The following is a 14,504-nucleotide window of genomic DNA, read 5'->3' on the forward strand; positions in this document are numbered from 1 at the left end:
CTCCTCGGCGCCGACCACGCATCGCAGGGCCCCCTCTCCGGCCGCGTGTACAAGGCCACACCGTCGTTCGGGCGACGTGGGGCGAGTGCTCTGGAAGACTCCGGACATGGCTCGCGAAATCACGAAGATCGGTGTGATCGGACTCGGCACCATGGGTGCCGGAATCGTCGAAGTATGTGCCCGGAGCGGGTTCGAGGTGGTCGGCGTCGAGATGAACGCCGATGCCGTCGAGCGCGGTCGAGGGCACCTGCAGAACTCGACCTCCCGCGCGGTCTCGCGCGGCAAGATGTCGGAGGAGGACCAACAGGCGCTGCTGGGCCGGGTCACCACCACCGACGACCTGTCCGCCCTGGCCGACTGCGGCCTGGTGATCGAGGCGGTGCCGGAGGTCCTGTCCATCAAGCGCGACGTGTTCGGCAAGGTCGACGACATCGTCGCCGACGACGCCATCCTCGCCACCAACACCTCCAGCCTCTCCGTCACCGACATCGCGACGGCCACCCGGGCGCCGAGCCGTGTCGTCGGCCTGCACTTCTTCAACCCGGCGCCGGTGCAGAAGCTCGTGGAGATCATCGCCACCGTCATCACGGCCCCCGACGTGCTCGAGGACATCCGTGACATCGCGCGCCGGCTCGACAAGGAGCCCGTCGTCGTCGGCGACCAGGCCGGCTTCATCGCCAACCGGCTCCTGCTCGCCTACCTCAACCGCGCCGTGTCGATGTACGAGAACCGGTACGCGAGCCGTGAGGACATCGACGCCGCGATGACGCTCGGCTGCGGGCTGCCGATGGGGCCGCTCGCGCTGCTCGACCTCATCGGGCTCGACGTGGCCTACGCGGTGCTCGACACGATCTACAAGGAGGGCCGCGACAAGTTGCACGCGCCCTCCCCGATGCTCAAGCACATGATCGCCGCGGGCCTGCTCGGGCGAAAGACCGGCCGCGGCTTCTACACCTACGAGAAGCCGGGCTCGGGCAAGGTCGTCGAGGACGGCGCCTCGACCTCGGTCGTGCCCGCCGGTGTCGAACCCCGCCCGACCACCAAGGTCGGCGTCGTCGGCAGCGGCACGATGGCCACCGGCATCGCCGAGGTGTTCGCCAAGTCCGGCTATGAGGTCAAGCTCGTCTCCCGACACGCCGGGCGGGTCGAGCAGGCCTTCGAGGGGCTCAAGAAGAGCCTCGCGAAGGCCGTGCAGCGCGGCAAGCTGACCGACGAGGTCCGCGAGCAGGCCATCGCCAACATCAGCATCAGCACCGCCCTCGACGTCCTCTCCGACGTCGACCTCGTGGTCGAGGCCATTTCTGAGGAGCTCTCGACCAAGCAGGCGATGTTCGAGAACCTCGACGAGATCTGCAAGCCCGGGGCCATCCTCGCCACGACGACGAGTTCACTGCCCGTCATCCAGGTCGCCATGGCCACCAAGCGCCCGGCCGACGTCATCGGCATGCACTTCTTCAACCCGGCCCAGGTCATGAAACTCGTCGAGGTCGTCTCGACGGTGTCGACCTCGACCGACGTCGTGGCCACCGCGCTCGACGTGTGCGAGAAGCTCGGCAAGAGGGCCGTGACCTGCGGAGACCGGTCGGGCTTCATCGTCAACACCCTGCTGTTCCCCTACCTCAACGACGCCATCAAGATGCTCGAGGCGCACTACGCGACGACCGACGACATCGACCTCGCGATGAAGGCCGGGTGTGGGTACCCGATGGGGCCGTTCGAACTGCTCGACACCGTGGGACTCGACGTGTCGCTCGCGATCCAGCGTGAGCTCTACCTGGAGTTCCGCGAGCGCGGCTTCGCCCCGGCGCCCCTGCTGGAGCACCTGGTCAAGGCCGGGTACCTCGGCCGCAAGACCGAGCGCGGGTTCCGCACGCACTGACATCCGCGTCCGGACTCACGCGAGTTCGGGTGGTGTCCGCCGAGACCGCCGCCTGCAGGTGGCGGTCTCGGCGTGTGTGTCGAGGTGTGGTCAGGCGTCGAGGGGGCGGGTGGCCTCGACGAACGCCTCGGACAGCGAGGTCATGCCCGCGCGCAGGCGTTCGGTGGTGGCGGGGAGTTCGCTCCACCCTGGGAAGGCCACGCGGAAGTAGGCCGGGCTGCCGGGGGTGCTCGACTCGACCATCACGTCCATGCTCGTGACGTCGACCAGTGTCGGTTCGCCGAGGTCGGGCACGAGTCCCTTGCGGCCGGCCGGGTCGGCGAACGCGAGCATCGACCAGGGCAGACGCAGGCGCCACTCCATCGGCTGGGCCGGGTCGGGGCGCACGAGCTGCCAGGTGGCCAGGGAGTTGTACGCCGAGCTGCTCGTATCCCAGGTGCCGAGCACGAGCTCGCCGACGCGCAGCATCTCGGCAGGCATCGTGCGCCTGCCGGGGACCTCCAGCGGCGGGGCCATCGTCAGTTGGTGGACGACCCAGCCCCGTGAATTTGCCCGTGGCAGATAGAGCGTCGGCAACCCGTCGAGGCGGGCAGGGTCGAGGGTGCGGCGCACGAACATCGTCACCGTGCTCATCGTGGGCACGAAGTGCAGGGCCACGTCGTACACCGGCCGTCCCGATCCGCCGGGCAGCCGCAGTCCGGCGGCCTCGAAGAGCTTGAACCCGACGTCGACCGGTGAGGTGACCCGCCGCGTGAAGAACAGCGTCATGTAGAGGTAGGACGCGTCGTGGTCGACGGTCACCTTGGTCATCTCGTCCTCGGGCGCGTTGTGCACCACGCGCGCGCCGGCCTTCGCGGGGTCGTGGGCCAGGAGCCCGTACCACTGCGTGCTCGTCAGCGGGTCGTGGAAGAGCGCGCGACGCTCGGGGCGGACCTCCCGCGTGCGGGGCTCGGTCGGAGGCGAGGTGGCCGACCAGTCGTCGGTCCACGAGCGCAGCAACCCGCCGGAGACGCCGATCTCGCGGAACATCACGAGCAGGTCGGCGTTGGTGCGCATGGCGCTCTGCTCGTCGAGGAAGCCGCTGTTGCGCCCCAGCGCGGCGTTGTCGCTGCGGCCGAGCGAGGCGGGCACCCCGAACTCCGTGACGACCAGCGGCAGCCCCTGGTGGTGACCGCGCAGGTCGAGCAGGTAGGCGCGGTAGGGGTCGGCGACGTTGCGGTAGGAGTTCTGGTAGCGCAGGAACTTCGGCGTGAACGGGTAGGCCGCGTACGCGGCGAAGGTGCCGCCGGGCCACGTGGTGAGCACGCCGATGTGGTTGACGTCGATGGAGACCAGGTCGTTGCCCTTGACCGGCTCCTCGGGGTGCTCGAGCGGGTCGGTGGCGGGGTGGTTGGCCGCCGCGATGGGCGCGCTGACCCCCCGCTTGGCCTCGGCCGTGGCGAGTTCGTCCATGCGGGCCGCGATCCACGACTCCGTGGCGCTCGCCTCCGCCGAGGACGTGAAGTAGGTCCCCTTGTACGGGCGGGCGTCGTAGTCGCGGTCGGTGGCCAGCGCGACCCCGGGGATCCAGGGGGAGCCGATGATCCACCCCGCGATCCACGGCGAGACGTCGGCGCTCCAGCGTCCGTTCGGAGCGGACCCGGAGGAGGGAAGCTGCAGGTCACCGTGGATCGCCGCGCTGGTCGCCGCGATCTCGGCGGTCATCGCGGTGCGGGTCGCCGTGCCGAACGGGCGGTCGTCGGTGCCGGGGGAGCTGAGCGCGGGCACCGTGATGCCCTGCAGGAGATAGAGCGGCGCGTCCGGGTTCGCCTGGTTGTGGGCGAGGAGTTCGGTGTACAGCGCCGGCGCCTGCAGCGAGTCGAGGCGGACGACACGGACCCCGACATCGCGCATCATGCCGAACCAGCGGCGGTAGTCCTCGGCGGTCGGGGCGAACTCGCCGGGGAGGTAGCCGGGCAGCGTCGCGGCGAGGCCGACCCCGGCCCAGAAGGTGCGCTCGCCGTCGACGGTGCGCAGCACGAGCTCCTCGCCGCGCTGCATGGAGGTGACCTCGAAATCGCCCATCGTGACGGGCTGCGGGGCCCACGAATCGACGTCGACGGTCGGGGAGGTCGCGGTGCCGGCGGGGGCGGGGGAGTCGGGACTGCGCGTCGGGGCAGCCTCGGGCGGGGTCTGCGTCGTGCACGCGGCGAAGGCGGCCAGCGAACCGGCCGCGAGCCCGCTCACCCGCATGAAGTCGCGGCGTGAGGGACGCGCCCTGTCGGTCATCGATTCCTCCTACGCCGTCGGGCGGCGACCATGTCCGCGGCGGCCACCCCTGCGGAGTGGTCGGACGCTGTTGCGAGAATGTGGCCGTGCCCCGAGCCAATCGCCGTCGCCGTGACCAACGCGGACTCGACCCCGGCCTGTTCGTGCGCGAGTCCCGCGAGCGGCACGCCGGCGAGATCTGGGTGGTGCGGCAGGTGGCCGGACGTGAGCCGGGCCGTCGCTACCTGTGCCCCGGCTGCCAGCAGATGTTCGCCGGTGAGAGCGCCCACGTCGTGGTGTGGCCGGCCGAGGGCCTGGGTGGCGTGACCGACCGGCGTCATTGGCACACGACGTGCTGGCGGGCCCGCGATCGACGTCCGCCGAGGGGCGCCTACCGCTGACGCGCGAGGTCGCACTGCTCACCCCCGGGGCTGTGGTCGAAGTATCAAGTGTCCGTGGCGCCTCGCTCGTCTCGACCTGGACCTGAAACCGGGTACCCGGGCGCTGCGCGGACTCCTGGCCGAGCCTACTACGACCTGCGAGTGCGACCGGGCTCGCCGAGACGCGGCCCCTGACGCCCGCTGCCGGGATCCGCACGAGCGACGGCCCGCCGCCGGTGAGGGCGACGGGCCGCAGGGCTCGGGGCTCGGCCGGGCTCAGATGTTGCGGAACCGGTTGATCGCGTCCAGGTGCGGCTCACGACGTTCGGGCATCGTGACGCCGAGGCCCTCCTCCGGTGCGAGGCAGAGCACCCCGACCTTGCCCTGGTGGGCGTTCTTGTGCACGTCGTAGGCGGCCTGGCCGACCTGGTCCATCGGGTACGTCTTGGACAGGGTCGGGTGGATGAGGCGACGGCGGATGAGGCTGTTGGCCTCCCACGCCTCGCGGTAGTTGGCGAAGTGGCTGGAGACGATCCGCTTGAGGTTCATCCACAGGTAGCGGTTGTCGTACTCGTGCATGTAGCCCGACGTCGAGGCGCACGTGACGATCGTGCCGCCCTTCTTGGTCACGTAGACCGACGCGCCGAACGTCTCACGGCCGGGGTGTTCGAAGACGATGTCGACGTCGTGCCCGCGGGTGAGTTCGCGGATGTCGGAGCCGAGACGCTTCCACTCCTTGGGGTTCTGCTTGGTGCCGTCCTCGTTCCAGAACTTGTACCCCTCGGCGCTGCGGTCGATGACGTGCTCGGCGCCCATGCGGTGGCAGATCTCGGCCTTCTCGGGGCTGGAGACCACGCACACGGGGGTCGCGCCGCCGGCGATGGCCATCTGGGTGGCGTACGACCCGAGACCGCCGGAGGCGCCCCAGATGAGCACGCGGTCGCCGAGCTTCATCGCGGCGCCGTTCTTGCTGATGAGCTGGCGGTACGCGGTGGAGTTGACCAGGCCGGGGAGGCGGCCTCCTCCCACGTGAGGTGCTCGGGCTTGGGCATGAGCTGGTTGGCCTTGACGATGGCGAACTGCGCCAGGCCGCCGAAGTTCGTCTCGAAGCCCCAGATGCGCTGCTCGGGGTCGAGCATCGTGTCGTTGTGGCCCTCATGGTGCTCGAGTTCGACGGAGAGGCAGTGGGCCACGCACTCCTGACCGGGCTTCCACAGGTGCACGCCGGGGCCGGTGCGCAGCACGACGCCCGACAGGTCGGAGCCGACGATGTGGTAGGGCAGGTCGTGCCGCTTGGCGGCCTCCGAGAGGCGGCCGTACCGCTCGAGGAACCCGAACGTGGGGATCGGCTCGAAGATCGAGGTCCACACGGTGTTGTAGTTGACCGAGCTCGCCATGACGGCGACGAGCGCCTCACCCGGCGCCAACTCGGGCAGAGGCACGTGGTCGACGTGGAGGCTCTCGCGAGGATCCTTGTCCTTGCTCGCCCGGCCCTCGAACATGTCGACCTCGTCCTTGCGGACGACGACGGCGTCGAACGAGTCCGGCAGGGTCAGGCCTGCGTACGTCTCCTCGGTCCGATCGCCCGACATGATGGCGTCGAGAATCTCCTGCATGGTGTCTCCTTGAGCTCGTCGTCGAGTGGGGCACCGTGGCGCGAGCGCATGCTCACGCCCCGCCTTTCGTCTGCGTTCACGATCACCGGCGCGGGACCCGGTGTGGAGACCTGCGCCGGGTGAGGTTCATCACCTACACACCTGACAAGCATCTGACCTGCGACGACACGGGCCTGACGCCATGATGTGCGCCGGCCCGTGTCGCTCCAGGAGCGGATGCGAGGGTGCTCAGTGACCCTCGGGGTTGGGCTCGACGAGCTCGACGAGCACGCCGCCCGCGTCCTTGGGGTGGATGAAGTTGATGCGGCTGCCCGCGGTGCCACGCTTGGGCTCGGGGTAGAGCAGGCGCAGGCCGCGCTCCTTCAGCGTCTCGCAGACCTCGTCGATGTTCTCGACCCGGTAGGCCATCTGCTGGATGCCGACGCCGCTCTTGTCGATGAACTTGGCGATGGTCGACTTCTCGTTCAGCGGAGCGAGGAGCTGGATGCAGGAGGAGGAGTCCCCGACCTCCATCATCGCCTCGGCGACGCCCTGCTCCTCGTTGATCTCGCGGTGGGCCATGCGCATCCCGTACTTCTCCTCGTAGAAGGCGATGGCCTCGTCGAGGTCACGGACTGCGATGCCGACGTGATCGATGTGCGTGAAGAGTCCCTGAGTGCTCATGCCTCCAGCCTAGATCCGCACCGCGTTCCCAGGGCGGGAGCGGTGTACCCGGGGACCAACGGCCCCGTCCCGGGCGCCCCGATCAGTGGGGCGCGACTCTGCAGTCCGAAGTCGGCGCGCCCTAGAGTGGGCTGCACTCACCGAGGACTCTCGATGCCATGGAGGCCAGTACATGAACGCTCAAGACCGACCCAGCACCGTCATCGTCGCCGGCGCCCGCACACCGATCGGGCGGCTGCTCGGCTCGCTGTCGGGCTTCAGCGGGGCAGACCTGGGCGGCTTCGCCATCAAGGGAGCCCTGGAGAAGGCGGGGGTCGCCCCCGACAAGGTCGACTACGTGATCATGGGCCAGGTCCTCACCGCCGGCGCGGGGCAGATCCCCGCACGTCAGGCGGCGTCCAAGGCCGGTATCCCGATGAACGTCCCGGCGCTGACCATCAACAAGGTCTGCCTGTCCGGCGTCGACGCCATCGCGCTCGCCGACCAGCTCATCCGCGCCGGTGAGTACGAGATCGTCGTCGCCGGTGGCCAGGAGTCCATGAGCCAGGCCCCGCACATGCTCACCGGTAGCCGCTCGGGCTACAAGTACGGCGACGTGACGATGCGCGACCACATGGCCTACGACGGTCTGTGGGACGCCTTCACCGACCAGGGCATGGGCAACCTCACCGAGGACGCCAACGCCGGCGAGGACGAGATCAGCCGCGAGGACCAGGACGCGTTCTCGGCCCGCAGCCACCAACTCGCCGCCAAGGCGTGGGAGAACGGCGTGTTCGCCGACGAGGTCGTCCCCGTCTCGATCCCGCAGCGCAAGGGCGACCCGATCGAGTTCGCCACCGACGAGGGCATCCGCGCGAGCACCACCGCCGAGAGCCTGGGCAAGCTGCGTCCGGCGTTCAGCAAGGAGGGCACGGTCACCGCAGGCTCCTCCTCGCAGATCAGCGACGGGGCGTGCGCGGTCGTCGTCATGAGCAAGGCCAAGGCCGAGGAACTCGGCCTGGAGTGGCTCGCCGAGATCGGCGCCCACGGGGTCGTCGCCGGGCCGGACTCCACGCTGCAGCGTCAGCCGTCCAACGCGATCCTCGAGGCCTGCCGCAAGGAGGGCATCGAGCCCTCCGACCTCGACGTCGTCGAGATCAACGAGGCCTTCGCGGCCGTCGGTGTCGCCTCCACCCGGGCGCTCGGCATCGACGCCGACAAGGTCAACGTCAACGGTGGCGCGATCGCCATGGGGCACCCGATCGGGATGTCCGGTGCCCGCATCACCCTGCACCTCGCGCACGAGCTCAAGCGCCGCGGCGGCGGCGTCGGGGCCGCCTCCCTGTGTGGTGGTGGCGGTCAGGGCGACGCGCTGATCGTCCGCGTACCGAAGTCCTGATCCACCCCGCCGGCGGGTGGTGTCGTGCCAGGCTGGCATCACCCCACCCGCCGGCGGTCCCACTCCGCCCACGATCAGAAGAGGTAGTTCCAGCATGGCCCGTCAGGTCGATGTCCCTGCACTCGTGGAAGCCGCGCGCCGGGGGCTCCCCGGGCCGTCGCCCGGCTGATCTCGCTGGTCGAGGACGCGCATCCCGCCTTGCGGGAGGTGATGGCCGCGCTGGCACCCCACACGGGTCGGGCGCACATCATCGGCATCACGGGCAGCCCGGGAGTCGGCAAGTCCACCTCGACGAACGCGCTGGTCACGGTCCTGCGCAAGCAGGGCAAGCGGGTCGGCGTGCTGGCCGTGGACCCCAGTTCGCCGTTCTCCGGCGGGGCGCTGCTGGGGGACCGGGTGCGCATGCAGGACCACGCGCTCGACCCCGAGGTCTACATCCGCTCCCTGGCCAGCCGCGGGCACCTGGGCGGGCTGTCGTCGGCGACGCCTCAGGCGATGCGGGTGCTGGACGCGGCCGGCTGCGACGTCGTGCTCGTCGAGACCGTCGGCGTCGGGCAGAGCGAGGTCGAGATCGTCGGGATGGCCGACACGACGATCGTGCTCCTCGCGCCCGGCATGGGTGACGGCATCCAGGCCGCCAAGGCCGGAATCCTCGAGATCGGCGACCTCTTCGTCGTCAACAAGGCCGACCGCGACGGTGCCGACGCCACCGTGCGCGACATCCGGCACATGATCAGCCTCGGCGACCGCACCCAACCCCACCTGTGGCGTCCGCCGGTGCTCAAGACGATGGCCGACCGCATGCACGGTGTCGAGGAGGTCGTCGAGGGCATCGAGAAGCACCTGGCGTGGATGACCGAACACGGTGAGCTGGAACGTCGCCGCCGCGCCCGGGCGGCCGACGAGATCGAGGCCATCGTCCTGGGCGACCTGCGGGCCCGCATGGGTGACCTGCGCGACGGACACAGCATCGACGACCTCGCGGCCTCCGTCGTCGCGGGCGAGACCGACCCCTACCGCGCCTCCGACGAGGTGCTGACCGCGCTGGACGGGACGGCGGGCTCGGCCTGACGCCGATGACCGCAGGGATGAAGGCAGCGTCGGTGTCGCCATGGCAGCACCGACGCTGCTGTCATTCCTGTAGTGATGCCCCTGGCCGCCCAGGGGAGTAGGTGGTCGCCCAGCGCCCTCGGTACTCTGACCTGCATGAAGGCCTCCCGAGTGCTCGCGTTCGACCCCATCCGCCGGGCTGCGGTGTTATGGGAGCGCACCTGGGGGCGGGGTTCGGCGCCGCAGTCGATGGCGGCGGCGACCTCGGTGATGCGGGTGCAGCAACTCCTGCTCGCCCACTTCGACTCGCTGCTCGCGGAGTACGACCTCACGTTCCCCCGGTTCGAGGCGCTGGTCCTGCTCACCTTCAGCCGTGAGGGGCGCCTGCCCATGAGCAAGGTGGGGGAGCGGCTCATGGTCCACCCCACGAGCGCCACCAGCCTCGTCCAACGGCTCGAGTCGCAGGGGTACGTCGAGCGCGTCCCCAACCCCCTGGACGGTCGCGGCACCCTCGCCGTCATCACCCCCGAGGGGCGCGCTGTCGCGGAGTCCGGGATGCATCGGCTCGTCGACGCGGGCTTCGGGCTGGGCAATCTCACCGGCTCCGAGCGCGTCGAACTCTTCCGCCTCCTGGAGAAGGTCCGCATCGGCCACGGTGACGTCGACGAGGCCGGCGACTGACACCGGACGCCTGACACCAGAACTCGCTAGCGTCCGGCGTCAGCGGGTGGGAGGACGATCCTCGCTCGCAGGCCCGTGCGTCCGGTGTGGGGGTCGCCGACGTTGTCGTGCAGGCTGACCTCCCCGCCCTCCCGGCGGACCAGTTCTCGCACGATCGACAGTCCGAGACCGCTGCCGCCGGAGTCTCGTGCGCGCGCCTCGTCCAGGCGGGTGAAACGCTCGAACACCCGCTCACGGTCGGACTCCGCGATCCCCACCCCGTCGTCGCACACCTCGATCGCGACGTGCCCGTCCGCGGGCTGCACCCGCACGTCGACGCGGGTCTCGGCATGGCGCACCGCGTTCTCCAGGAGGTTCACCAGGGCGCGCTCCAGGGCGGAGGCGTCGGCGACGACCGTGGCACCCGAGCCGGATTCGAGCGACACCGGCACCCGGGCGTCGACGAACCTCGCCACCACCCCCGCGGCCAGCTCTACCGGATCCAGAGGCTCGGGCCGGTAGGGCGTCTGCGCCGATCCGGCCCGGGCCAGGAGCAGCAGGTCGTCCACGAGGCGGCTGAGACGCTCGACGTCGGGCAGCAGTTCGGCGGCCAGTTCGTCGTCGGGGTCGAGCCGGGCCGCCACCTCCACCTGCATCCGCAGACTCGCGACGGGACTGCGCAACTCGTGCGCGGCGTCGGCGATGAACCGGCGCCGGCCCGCGGCGGCCTCGTCGAGCCGGTCCAACATGCCGTTGAGCGTCACGGCCAGTGCCCGGATCTCGTCCTGCGCCACCGGCACCGGCAGGCGCGTGCGCTCCCCGGACGACTCCGCCTCGCCCTCACCCCCGGCCCCGATACGTTCGGCCCCGGCGCGCAGGGCGTCGACCGGGCGCAGCGCGGCTCCCACGGCACGCCACGCGAGCACCGCCGCGACGAGCAGGACGAGGGGCACCCCACCCGCGAGGCCCAACCACAGCCCGCGCTGGGTGTCGGCGAGGTCGCCGACGTCGGAGGCGGTGATGACCGTCGCCTGCCGCGAGGCCGGCCCGGCGGGAAGGGCGACGGCCCGCAGCCGCCCGCTCTCCGCGACGCGCCCCGCCGACACCTCGACGGCCTTGCCTCCTCGTGCCGTCGCGAGCTCCGCGGGTGCGAGCAGCGGCGTCAGGCGATCGGCGGCCGGCGAGGCCGACACCACGGCGCCCGTGGGGTCCACGACCTGCACGAGCCGCGCGCCGGAGACCGGCAGCGTCGCCGGCACCCGGTTCTCCGCGACGAGCGTCGCGATCTGCTGGGCGGTCTGTCGCAGCTCGGCGTCCAGAGCCGACCGTTGCATCGTCACGACCAGCGCCGACAGCGCGATCGCGCCCACCAGGAGCACCGCGGCGAGCAGTCCCGTGGTGATCGCCACGATCCGCGCCCGCAGTCCCCGGGCGCGCGTGGTGGTGCGCGACGGCGACGACGTCGCAAGGGAACTCGGCGGCCGCCCCGGCAGGTTGGTCGCGTCAGCCGGCATCGGGGGAGTCCTGCTGTGCCAGCCGGTACCCCAGCCCCCGCACGGTGACGATGCGCTCGCGGCCGATCTTGCGCCGCAGGTGACCGACGAACGCCTCGACCACGTTGGGGTCCGCGCTGGCACCGGCCCAGATGTCGTCCAGCAGACGCTCCTTGCTCACCGGGCGGGGGTGGGCGCGGATGAGGTGCTCGAGCAGGGAGGTCTCCCGGGCGGAGAGGTCGACGGGGGCTCCGTCGCAGGTCACCTCACGGGTACTCGGATCCAGGCTCACCCCGGCGGCGCTGGCCACCACGGGCCGCGGCGCGGGGAGCGGCGCAACAGGGAGCGCAACCGCGCCAGGAGCACGACGAACGAGAACGGTTTGGTGAGGTAGTCGTCCGCGCCGCAGTCGAGCCCGTCGGCCTCGTCGTACTCGCCGTCCTTGGCCGAGATCATCAGCACCGGCACCCAGTTGTCCTCGGCGCGCAGGGTGCGCACGACGTCGTACCCGTTCAGCTGCGGCAGCATGACGTCGAGCAGCACCGCGTCGAACTCCCCGAACCTGGCGGCGTCGAGCCCGGCGCGCCCGTCGCGTGCCACCTCCACGACGAACCCCTCGGCCGTCAGCCCCCGCTTCAACGCCCGCGCCATGCCCGGTTCGTCCTCGACGACCAGCAGACGCATGTGGATCTCCTTCGCGGAGCAGGGGACGGGGCACCCTGGGCGACGAAAGGCGCCCCACCCACGAGCACGACTGCGCTCGAGTCTAGTCGAGGGGCCGGTCGTCCCCGGGGAGCTCGGTGGCCGAGGAGGCCGTGCCCGGCGTCGGGGCGTCGGTCGGCTCGGTCGGTTCCGGGTCGCCCTCGCGGAACAGTTCGTCCATCTCCTCGTTGCTGCGGCGGACGATCCGGTTCATCGCGTCGCTCGCGGCATCGGCGTCGCCGCGTTGGATGGCCGTGGCCACGTCGACGTGATCCTGCAACGCGGCCTGTTGGGGGATGGCGGGCACGAGGCCGTGTCTGGTCCTGCCGGCGAGGATCTCGGTGACCGTGGAGCCGAGCTGGGCGAACATCGGGTTGCCCGAGGCGCGCAGGAGCGCGTCGTGGAACTCCACGTCGATCTCGAGGAAGCGTTCGGGCTCACCCGACATCCCGGCCTCCCAGAGGCGGGCGGCGAGGGCGACGAGCTCGCTGCGGTCCTGGCCGTCGGCCCGTTCGGCGGCGAGGCGGGCGGCCATCGGCTCGACGGCCTCGCGCAGCTCGGTGAGCGCGTGCAACTGATCGAGCCGGTCGCGGCCCGCCAGTCGCCAGCGGATGAGGGTGGGATCGAACAGGCTCCACCCCGAGGCCGCCCGCACGACCGTGCCGACCCGGCGTCGTGACTGGACCAGCCCCATCGACGTCAGCACCCGGATCGCCTCGCGGACCACCGAGCGCGACACCTCGAGCTGCTCGCTGAGCGCGTCGATGGACAGCACCTGCCCGGGGGCGAGGCGTCCGGCCGTGATGTCGAGCCCCAGCGCATCGAGGACGTGCTGGTGGAGATCGCCGCGCGTGTCGGCACTCATGGACTCGACCCCTTTCGACCCGATGTCGGGAACGGCCACAGCATCGCGCATCGTCGTCACGACCGTCAGGGGCTCTAGTGCAGCTTGCCGTGTCCACGGGTCGAATGTCGGCGCATCTCACGGTCGGTCGTAGATGTGACCACCGGAACACTTGATTCGTCTGTTTTATGGACCTAGCATCGCCGCAATGAGCCGACGAGTGTCGGTTCGTCATCGACCGGACACGACGTCGTGCCGGCAGGACACTGGAGGTCCCCACGATGCGTCACTCACTCGCCTGGACCACATCGGTGGCCGTTCTCGCAGCGCTCGGGCTCTCCGCCTGCGGCAACGGGGGCGACGACCAAGGATCCTCCGGAGGGGGTCAACAGGGCGGAACGGTCCGGGTCACCCTCGCCAACCACGTGTGGACCGACAACGTGAAGGCTGCCCTGCCGCAGTTCGAGAAGGAGACCGGCATCAAGGTCGAACTCACCCAGCTCGGTGAGGATCAGCTCTCGGACCAGTACAACGTCAAGCTCAACGCCGGCTCGGACGAGATCGACGTGATGATGTACCGCCCCCTGCAGGAGGGCAGGCAGTTCGCCAAGAACGGCTACCTCGCCGACCTCACCGAGCGCGTGAACGGCGATCAGGCCTTCTCGTGGTCCGACTTCCAGAAGGCCCCGGTCTCGGCGACGACCGCCGAGGGCAAGGTCGTCGGCGTGCCGCTCATCACCGAGCGCGAGGTCCTGTACTACCGCAAGGACCTGCTGCAGAAGACCGGCCTGAAGGTGCCCAAGACCCTCGATGAGCTCAAGAGCGCGGCCGCCAAGATCAAGGCCGACAACCCCGACACCGCAGGCTTCGTCGCGCGCACGGCCCGCACCGCGGCCGTCACCCAGTTCTCCAGCTTCCTCTACAGCTACGGCGGCGACTTCAGCAAGGACGGCAAGGCGGCGGTCAACACCCCCGAGGCCAAGCAGGCGTACGCGATGTACGGCGGTCTCATCAAGGACTCGGGGCCGGCCAACGTCAGCACCGACATGAGCTGGCCCGACGCCATGGCGATCTTCACCCAGGGCAAGGCCGGCTTCTACACCGAGGCCGACTCCCTCTACAAGAACGCGACCGACCCCGCCAAGAGCAAGGTCGCCGAGAACGTCGGGTTCGCGGTGTTCCCCGCCGGTCCGGCCGGGTCGAAGCCGTACAACATCCCCTCCTGGGCCCTCGGCGTCAACGAGGCGAGCAAGAACCAGGACAACGCCTGGGCCTTCGTCAAGTGGGCGACGAGCAAGGAGCAGGTGCTCACGCAGCAGAAAGCCGGAGTGCCCGGCGCGCGTCAGTCGGCGTGGGACGACCCGGCGGGCATCGAGTCCTACCCGGCCGACCTCGCCGAGGCGATCAAGGCGAGCCAGGGCACCGGCGTCGACCACGACCGCCCGCAGGTCGTGCAGGTGGCCAAGGCGCGTGAGATCGTCGGCGCCCCGATCGTCGACGCCATCACCGGCAAGGACTCCGCCGCGGCGGCCGATGCGGCGCAGACCGCGTTCCAGCAGTTCCTCGACGACGAGTTGTGACCGTGCGGTCGT

The 14,504-nt window shown here is 70.4% G+C and carries 11 protein-coding genes and 2 pseudogenes; 6 read left to right on the forward strand and 7 right to left on the reverse strand.

Annotated features, from left to right (window positions below; all coding sequences use genetic code 11):
* Positions 1 to 106: 106 nt before the first annotated feature.
* Positions 107 to 1,879, forward strand: a complete 1,773-nt coding sequence (locus tag QQK49_RS03865) for a 3-hydroxyacyl-CoA dehydrogenase family protein (RefSeq protein WP_284302792.1) — start codon at positions 107 to 109, stop codon at positions 1,877 to 1,879.
* 90 nt (positions 1,880 to 1,969) lie between these two features.
* Here the strand turns inward: QQK49_RS03865 and QQK49_RS03870 are convergent, their stop codons facing one another.
* Entirely contained in the window at positions 1,970 to 4,147 is a 2,178-nt protein-coding gene (locus QQK49_RS03870) for a hypothetical protein (protein WP_284302793.1), read from the reverse strand.
* An 86-nt stretch (positions 4,148 to 4,233) separates the two neighbouring features.
* Between QQK49_RS03870 and QQK49_RS03875 the strand changes: the two genes are divergently transcribed.
* The gene (locus QQK49_RS03875; RefSeq protein WP_284302794.1) at positions 4,234 to 4,527 is read left to right on the forward strand and encodes a hypothetical protein; all 294 of its coding nucleotides are present in this window, start codon (positions 4,234 to 4,236) and stop codon (positions 4,525 to 4,527) included.
* Between the two features lie 255 nt (positions 4,528 to 4,782).
* Here QQK49_RS03875 and ccrA read toward each other — a convergent pair.
* Together ccrA and mce are read right to left on the reverse strand one after the other, a co-directional pair.
* A pseudogene (gene ccrA, locus QQK49_RS03880) lies at positions 4,783 to 6,122 on the reverse strand (crotonyl-CoA carboxylase/reductase).
* A 228-nt stretch (positions 6,123 to 6,350) separates the two neighbouring features.
* Entirely contained in the window at positions 6,351 to 6,785 is a 435-nt protein-coding gene (gene mce, locus QQK49_RS03885; RefSeq protein WP_284302795.1) for a methylmalonyl-CoA epimerase, read from the reverse strand.
* A gap of 172 nt (positions 6,786 to 6,957) precedes the next feature.
* On the opposite strand from mce, the gene QQK49_RS03890 reads away from it, so the two are divergent.
* From QQK49_RS03890 to QQK49_RS03900, 3 genes and pseudogenes are all read left to right on the forward strand, one after another.
* On the forward strand, positions 6,958 to 8,163 hold the full coding sequence (locus tag QQK49_RS03890; protein WP_284302796.1) for an acetyl-CoA C-acetyltransferase: 1,206 nt from the start codon (positions 6,958 to 6,960) through the stop codon (positions 8,161 to 8,163).
* A gap of 94 nt (positions 8,164 to 8,257) precedes the next feature.
* Positions 8,258 to 9,234 (forward strand): annotated as a pseudogene (gene meaB, locus QQK49_RS03895) (methylmalonyl Co-A mutase-associated GTPase MeaB).
* 135 nt (positions 9,235 to 9,369) lie between these two features.
* Entirely contained in the window at positions 9,370 to 9,894 is a 525-nt protein-coding gene (locus QQK49_RS03900; protein WP_284302797.1) for a MarR family winged helix-turn-helix transcriptional regulator, read from the forward strand.
* Positions 9,895 to 9,920: 26 nt separating this feature from the next.
* Here QQK49_RS03900 and QQK49_RS03905 read toward each other — a convergent pair whose 3' ends face one another.
* The 4 genes from QQK49_RS03905 to QQK49_RS03915 all read right to left on the reverse strand — a co-directional run bounded on the left by QQK49_RS03905 (position 9,921) and on the right by QQK49_RS03915 (position 12,933).
* Positions 9,921 to 11,387 (reverse strand): sensor histidine kinase, encoded by a 1,467-nt coding sequence (locus QQK49_RS03905; RefSeq protein ID WP_284302798.1) that lies wholly within the window; start codon positions 11,385 to 11,387, stop codon positions 9,921 to 9,923.
* Positions 11,377 to 11,658: a winged helix-turn-helix domain-containing protein gene (locus QQK49_RS22570; protein ID WP_348536081.1), complete on the reverse strand. Its 282-nt coding sequence runs from the start codon at positions 11,656 to 11,658 to the stop codon at positions 11,377 to 11,379. The genes QQK49_RS03905 and QQK49_RS22570 overlap by 11 nt, the downstream gene beginning before the upstream one ends.
* Entirely contained in the window at positions 11,655 to 12,050 is a 396-nt protein-coding gene (locus QQK49_RS22575; RefSeq protein ID WP_348536082.1) for a response regulator transcription factor, read from the reverse strand. The genes QQK49_RS22570 and QQK49_RS22575 overlap by 4 nt, the downstream gene beginning before the upstream one ends.
* Positions 12,051 to 12,132: 82 nt before the next feature.
* Positions 12,133 to 12,933, reverse strand: a complete 801-nt coding sequence (locus QQK49_RS03915; RefSeq protein ID WP_284302799.1) for a FadR/GntR family transcriptional regulator — start codon at positions 12,931 to 12,933, stop codon at positions 12,133 to 12,135.
* Positions 12,934 to 13,193: 260 nt separating this feature from the next.
* Here QQK49_RS03915 and QQK49_RS03920 point away from each other — a divergent pair, with 260 nt between their 5' ends.
* Positions 13,194 to 14,492: an ABC transporter substrate-binding protein gene (locus tag QQK49_RS03920; protein ID WP_284302800.1), complete on the forward strand. Its 1,299-nt coding sequence runs from the start codon at positions 13,194 to 13,196 to the stop codon at positions 14,490 to 14,492.
* Positions 14,493 to 14,504 lie beyond the last annotated feature (12 nt).

Origin of the sequence: Mobilicoccus caccae (assembly GCF_030161635.1) — a bacterium.
GTDB lineage: Bacteria > Actinomycetota > Actinomycetes > Actinomycetales > Dermatophilaceae > Mobilicoccus > Mobilicoccus caccae.

What these genes read in the sequence shown, in the direction of transcription:
- QQK49_RS03870 (WP_284302793.1), bottom strand. Translation starts at nt 4,147, where the DNA reads ATGACCGACAGGGCGCGTCCCTCACGCCGCGACTTCATGCGGGTGAGC.
- mce (WP_284302795.1), bottom strand. Translation starts at nt 6,785, where the DNA reads ATGAGCACTCAGGGACTCTTCACGCACATCGATCACGTCGGCATCGCA.
- QQK49_RS03890 (WP_284302796.1), top strand. Translation starts at nt 6,958, where the DNA reads ATGAACGCTCAAGACCGACCCAGCACCGTCATCGTCGCCGGCGCCCGC.
- QQK49_RS03900 (WP_284302797.1), top strand. Translation starts at nt 9,370, where the DNA reads ATGAAGGCCTCCCGAGTGCTCGCGTTCGACCCCATCCGCCGGGCTGCG.
- QQK49_RS03865 (WP_284302792.1), top strand. Translation starts at nt 107, where the DNA reads ATGGCTCGCGAAATCACGAAGATCGGTGTGATCGGACTCGGCACCATG.
- QQK49_RS22575 (WP_348536082.1), bottom strand. Translation starts at nt 12,050, where the DNA reads ATGCGTCTGCTGGTCGTCGAGGACGAACCGGGCATGGCGCGGGCGTTG.
- QQK49_RS03920 (WP_284302800.1), top strand. Translation starts at nt 13,194, where the DNA reads ATGCGTCACTCACTCGCCTGGACCACATCGGTGGCCGTTCTCGCAGCG.
- QQK49_RS03915 (WP_284302799.1), bottom strand. Translation starts at nt 12,933, where the DNA reads ATGAGTGCCGACACGCGCGGCGATCTCCACCAGCACGTCCTCGATGCG.
- QQK49_RS03905 (WP_284302798.1), bottom strand. Translation starts at nt 11,387, where the DNA reads ATGCCGGCTGACGCGACCAACCTGCCGGGGCGGCCGCCGAGTTCCCTT.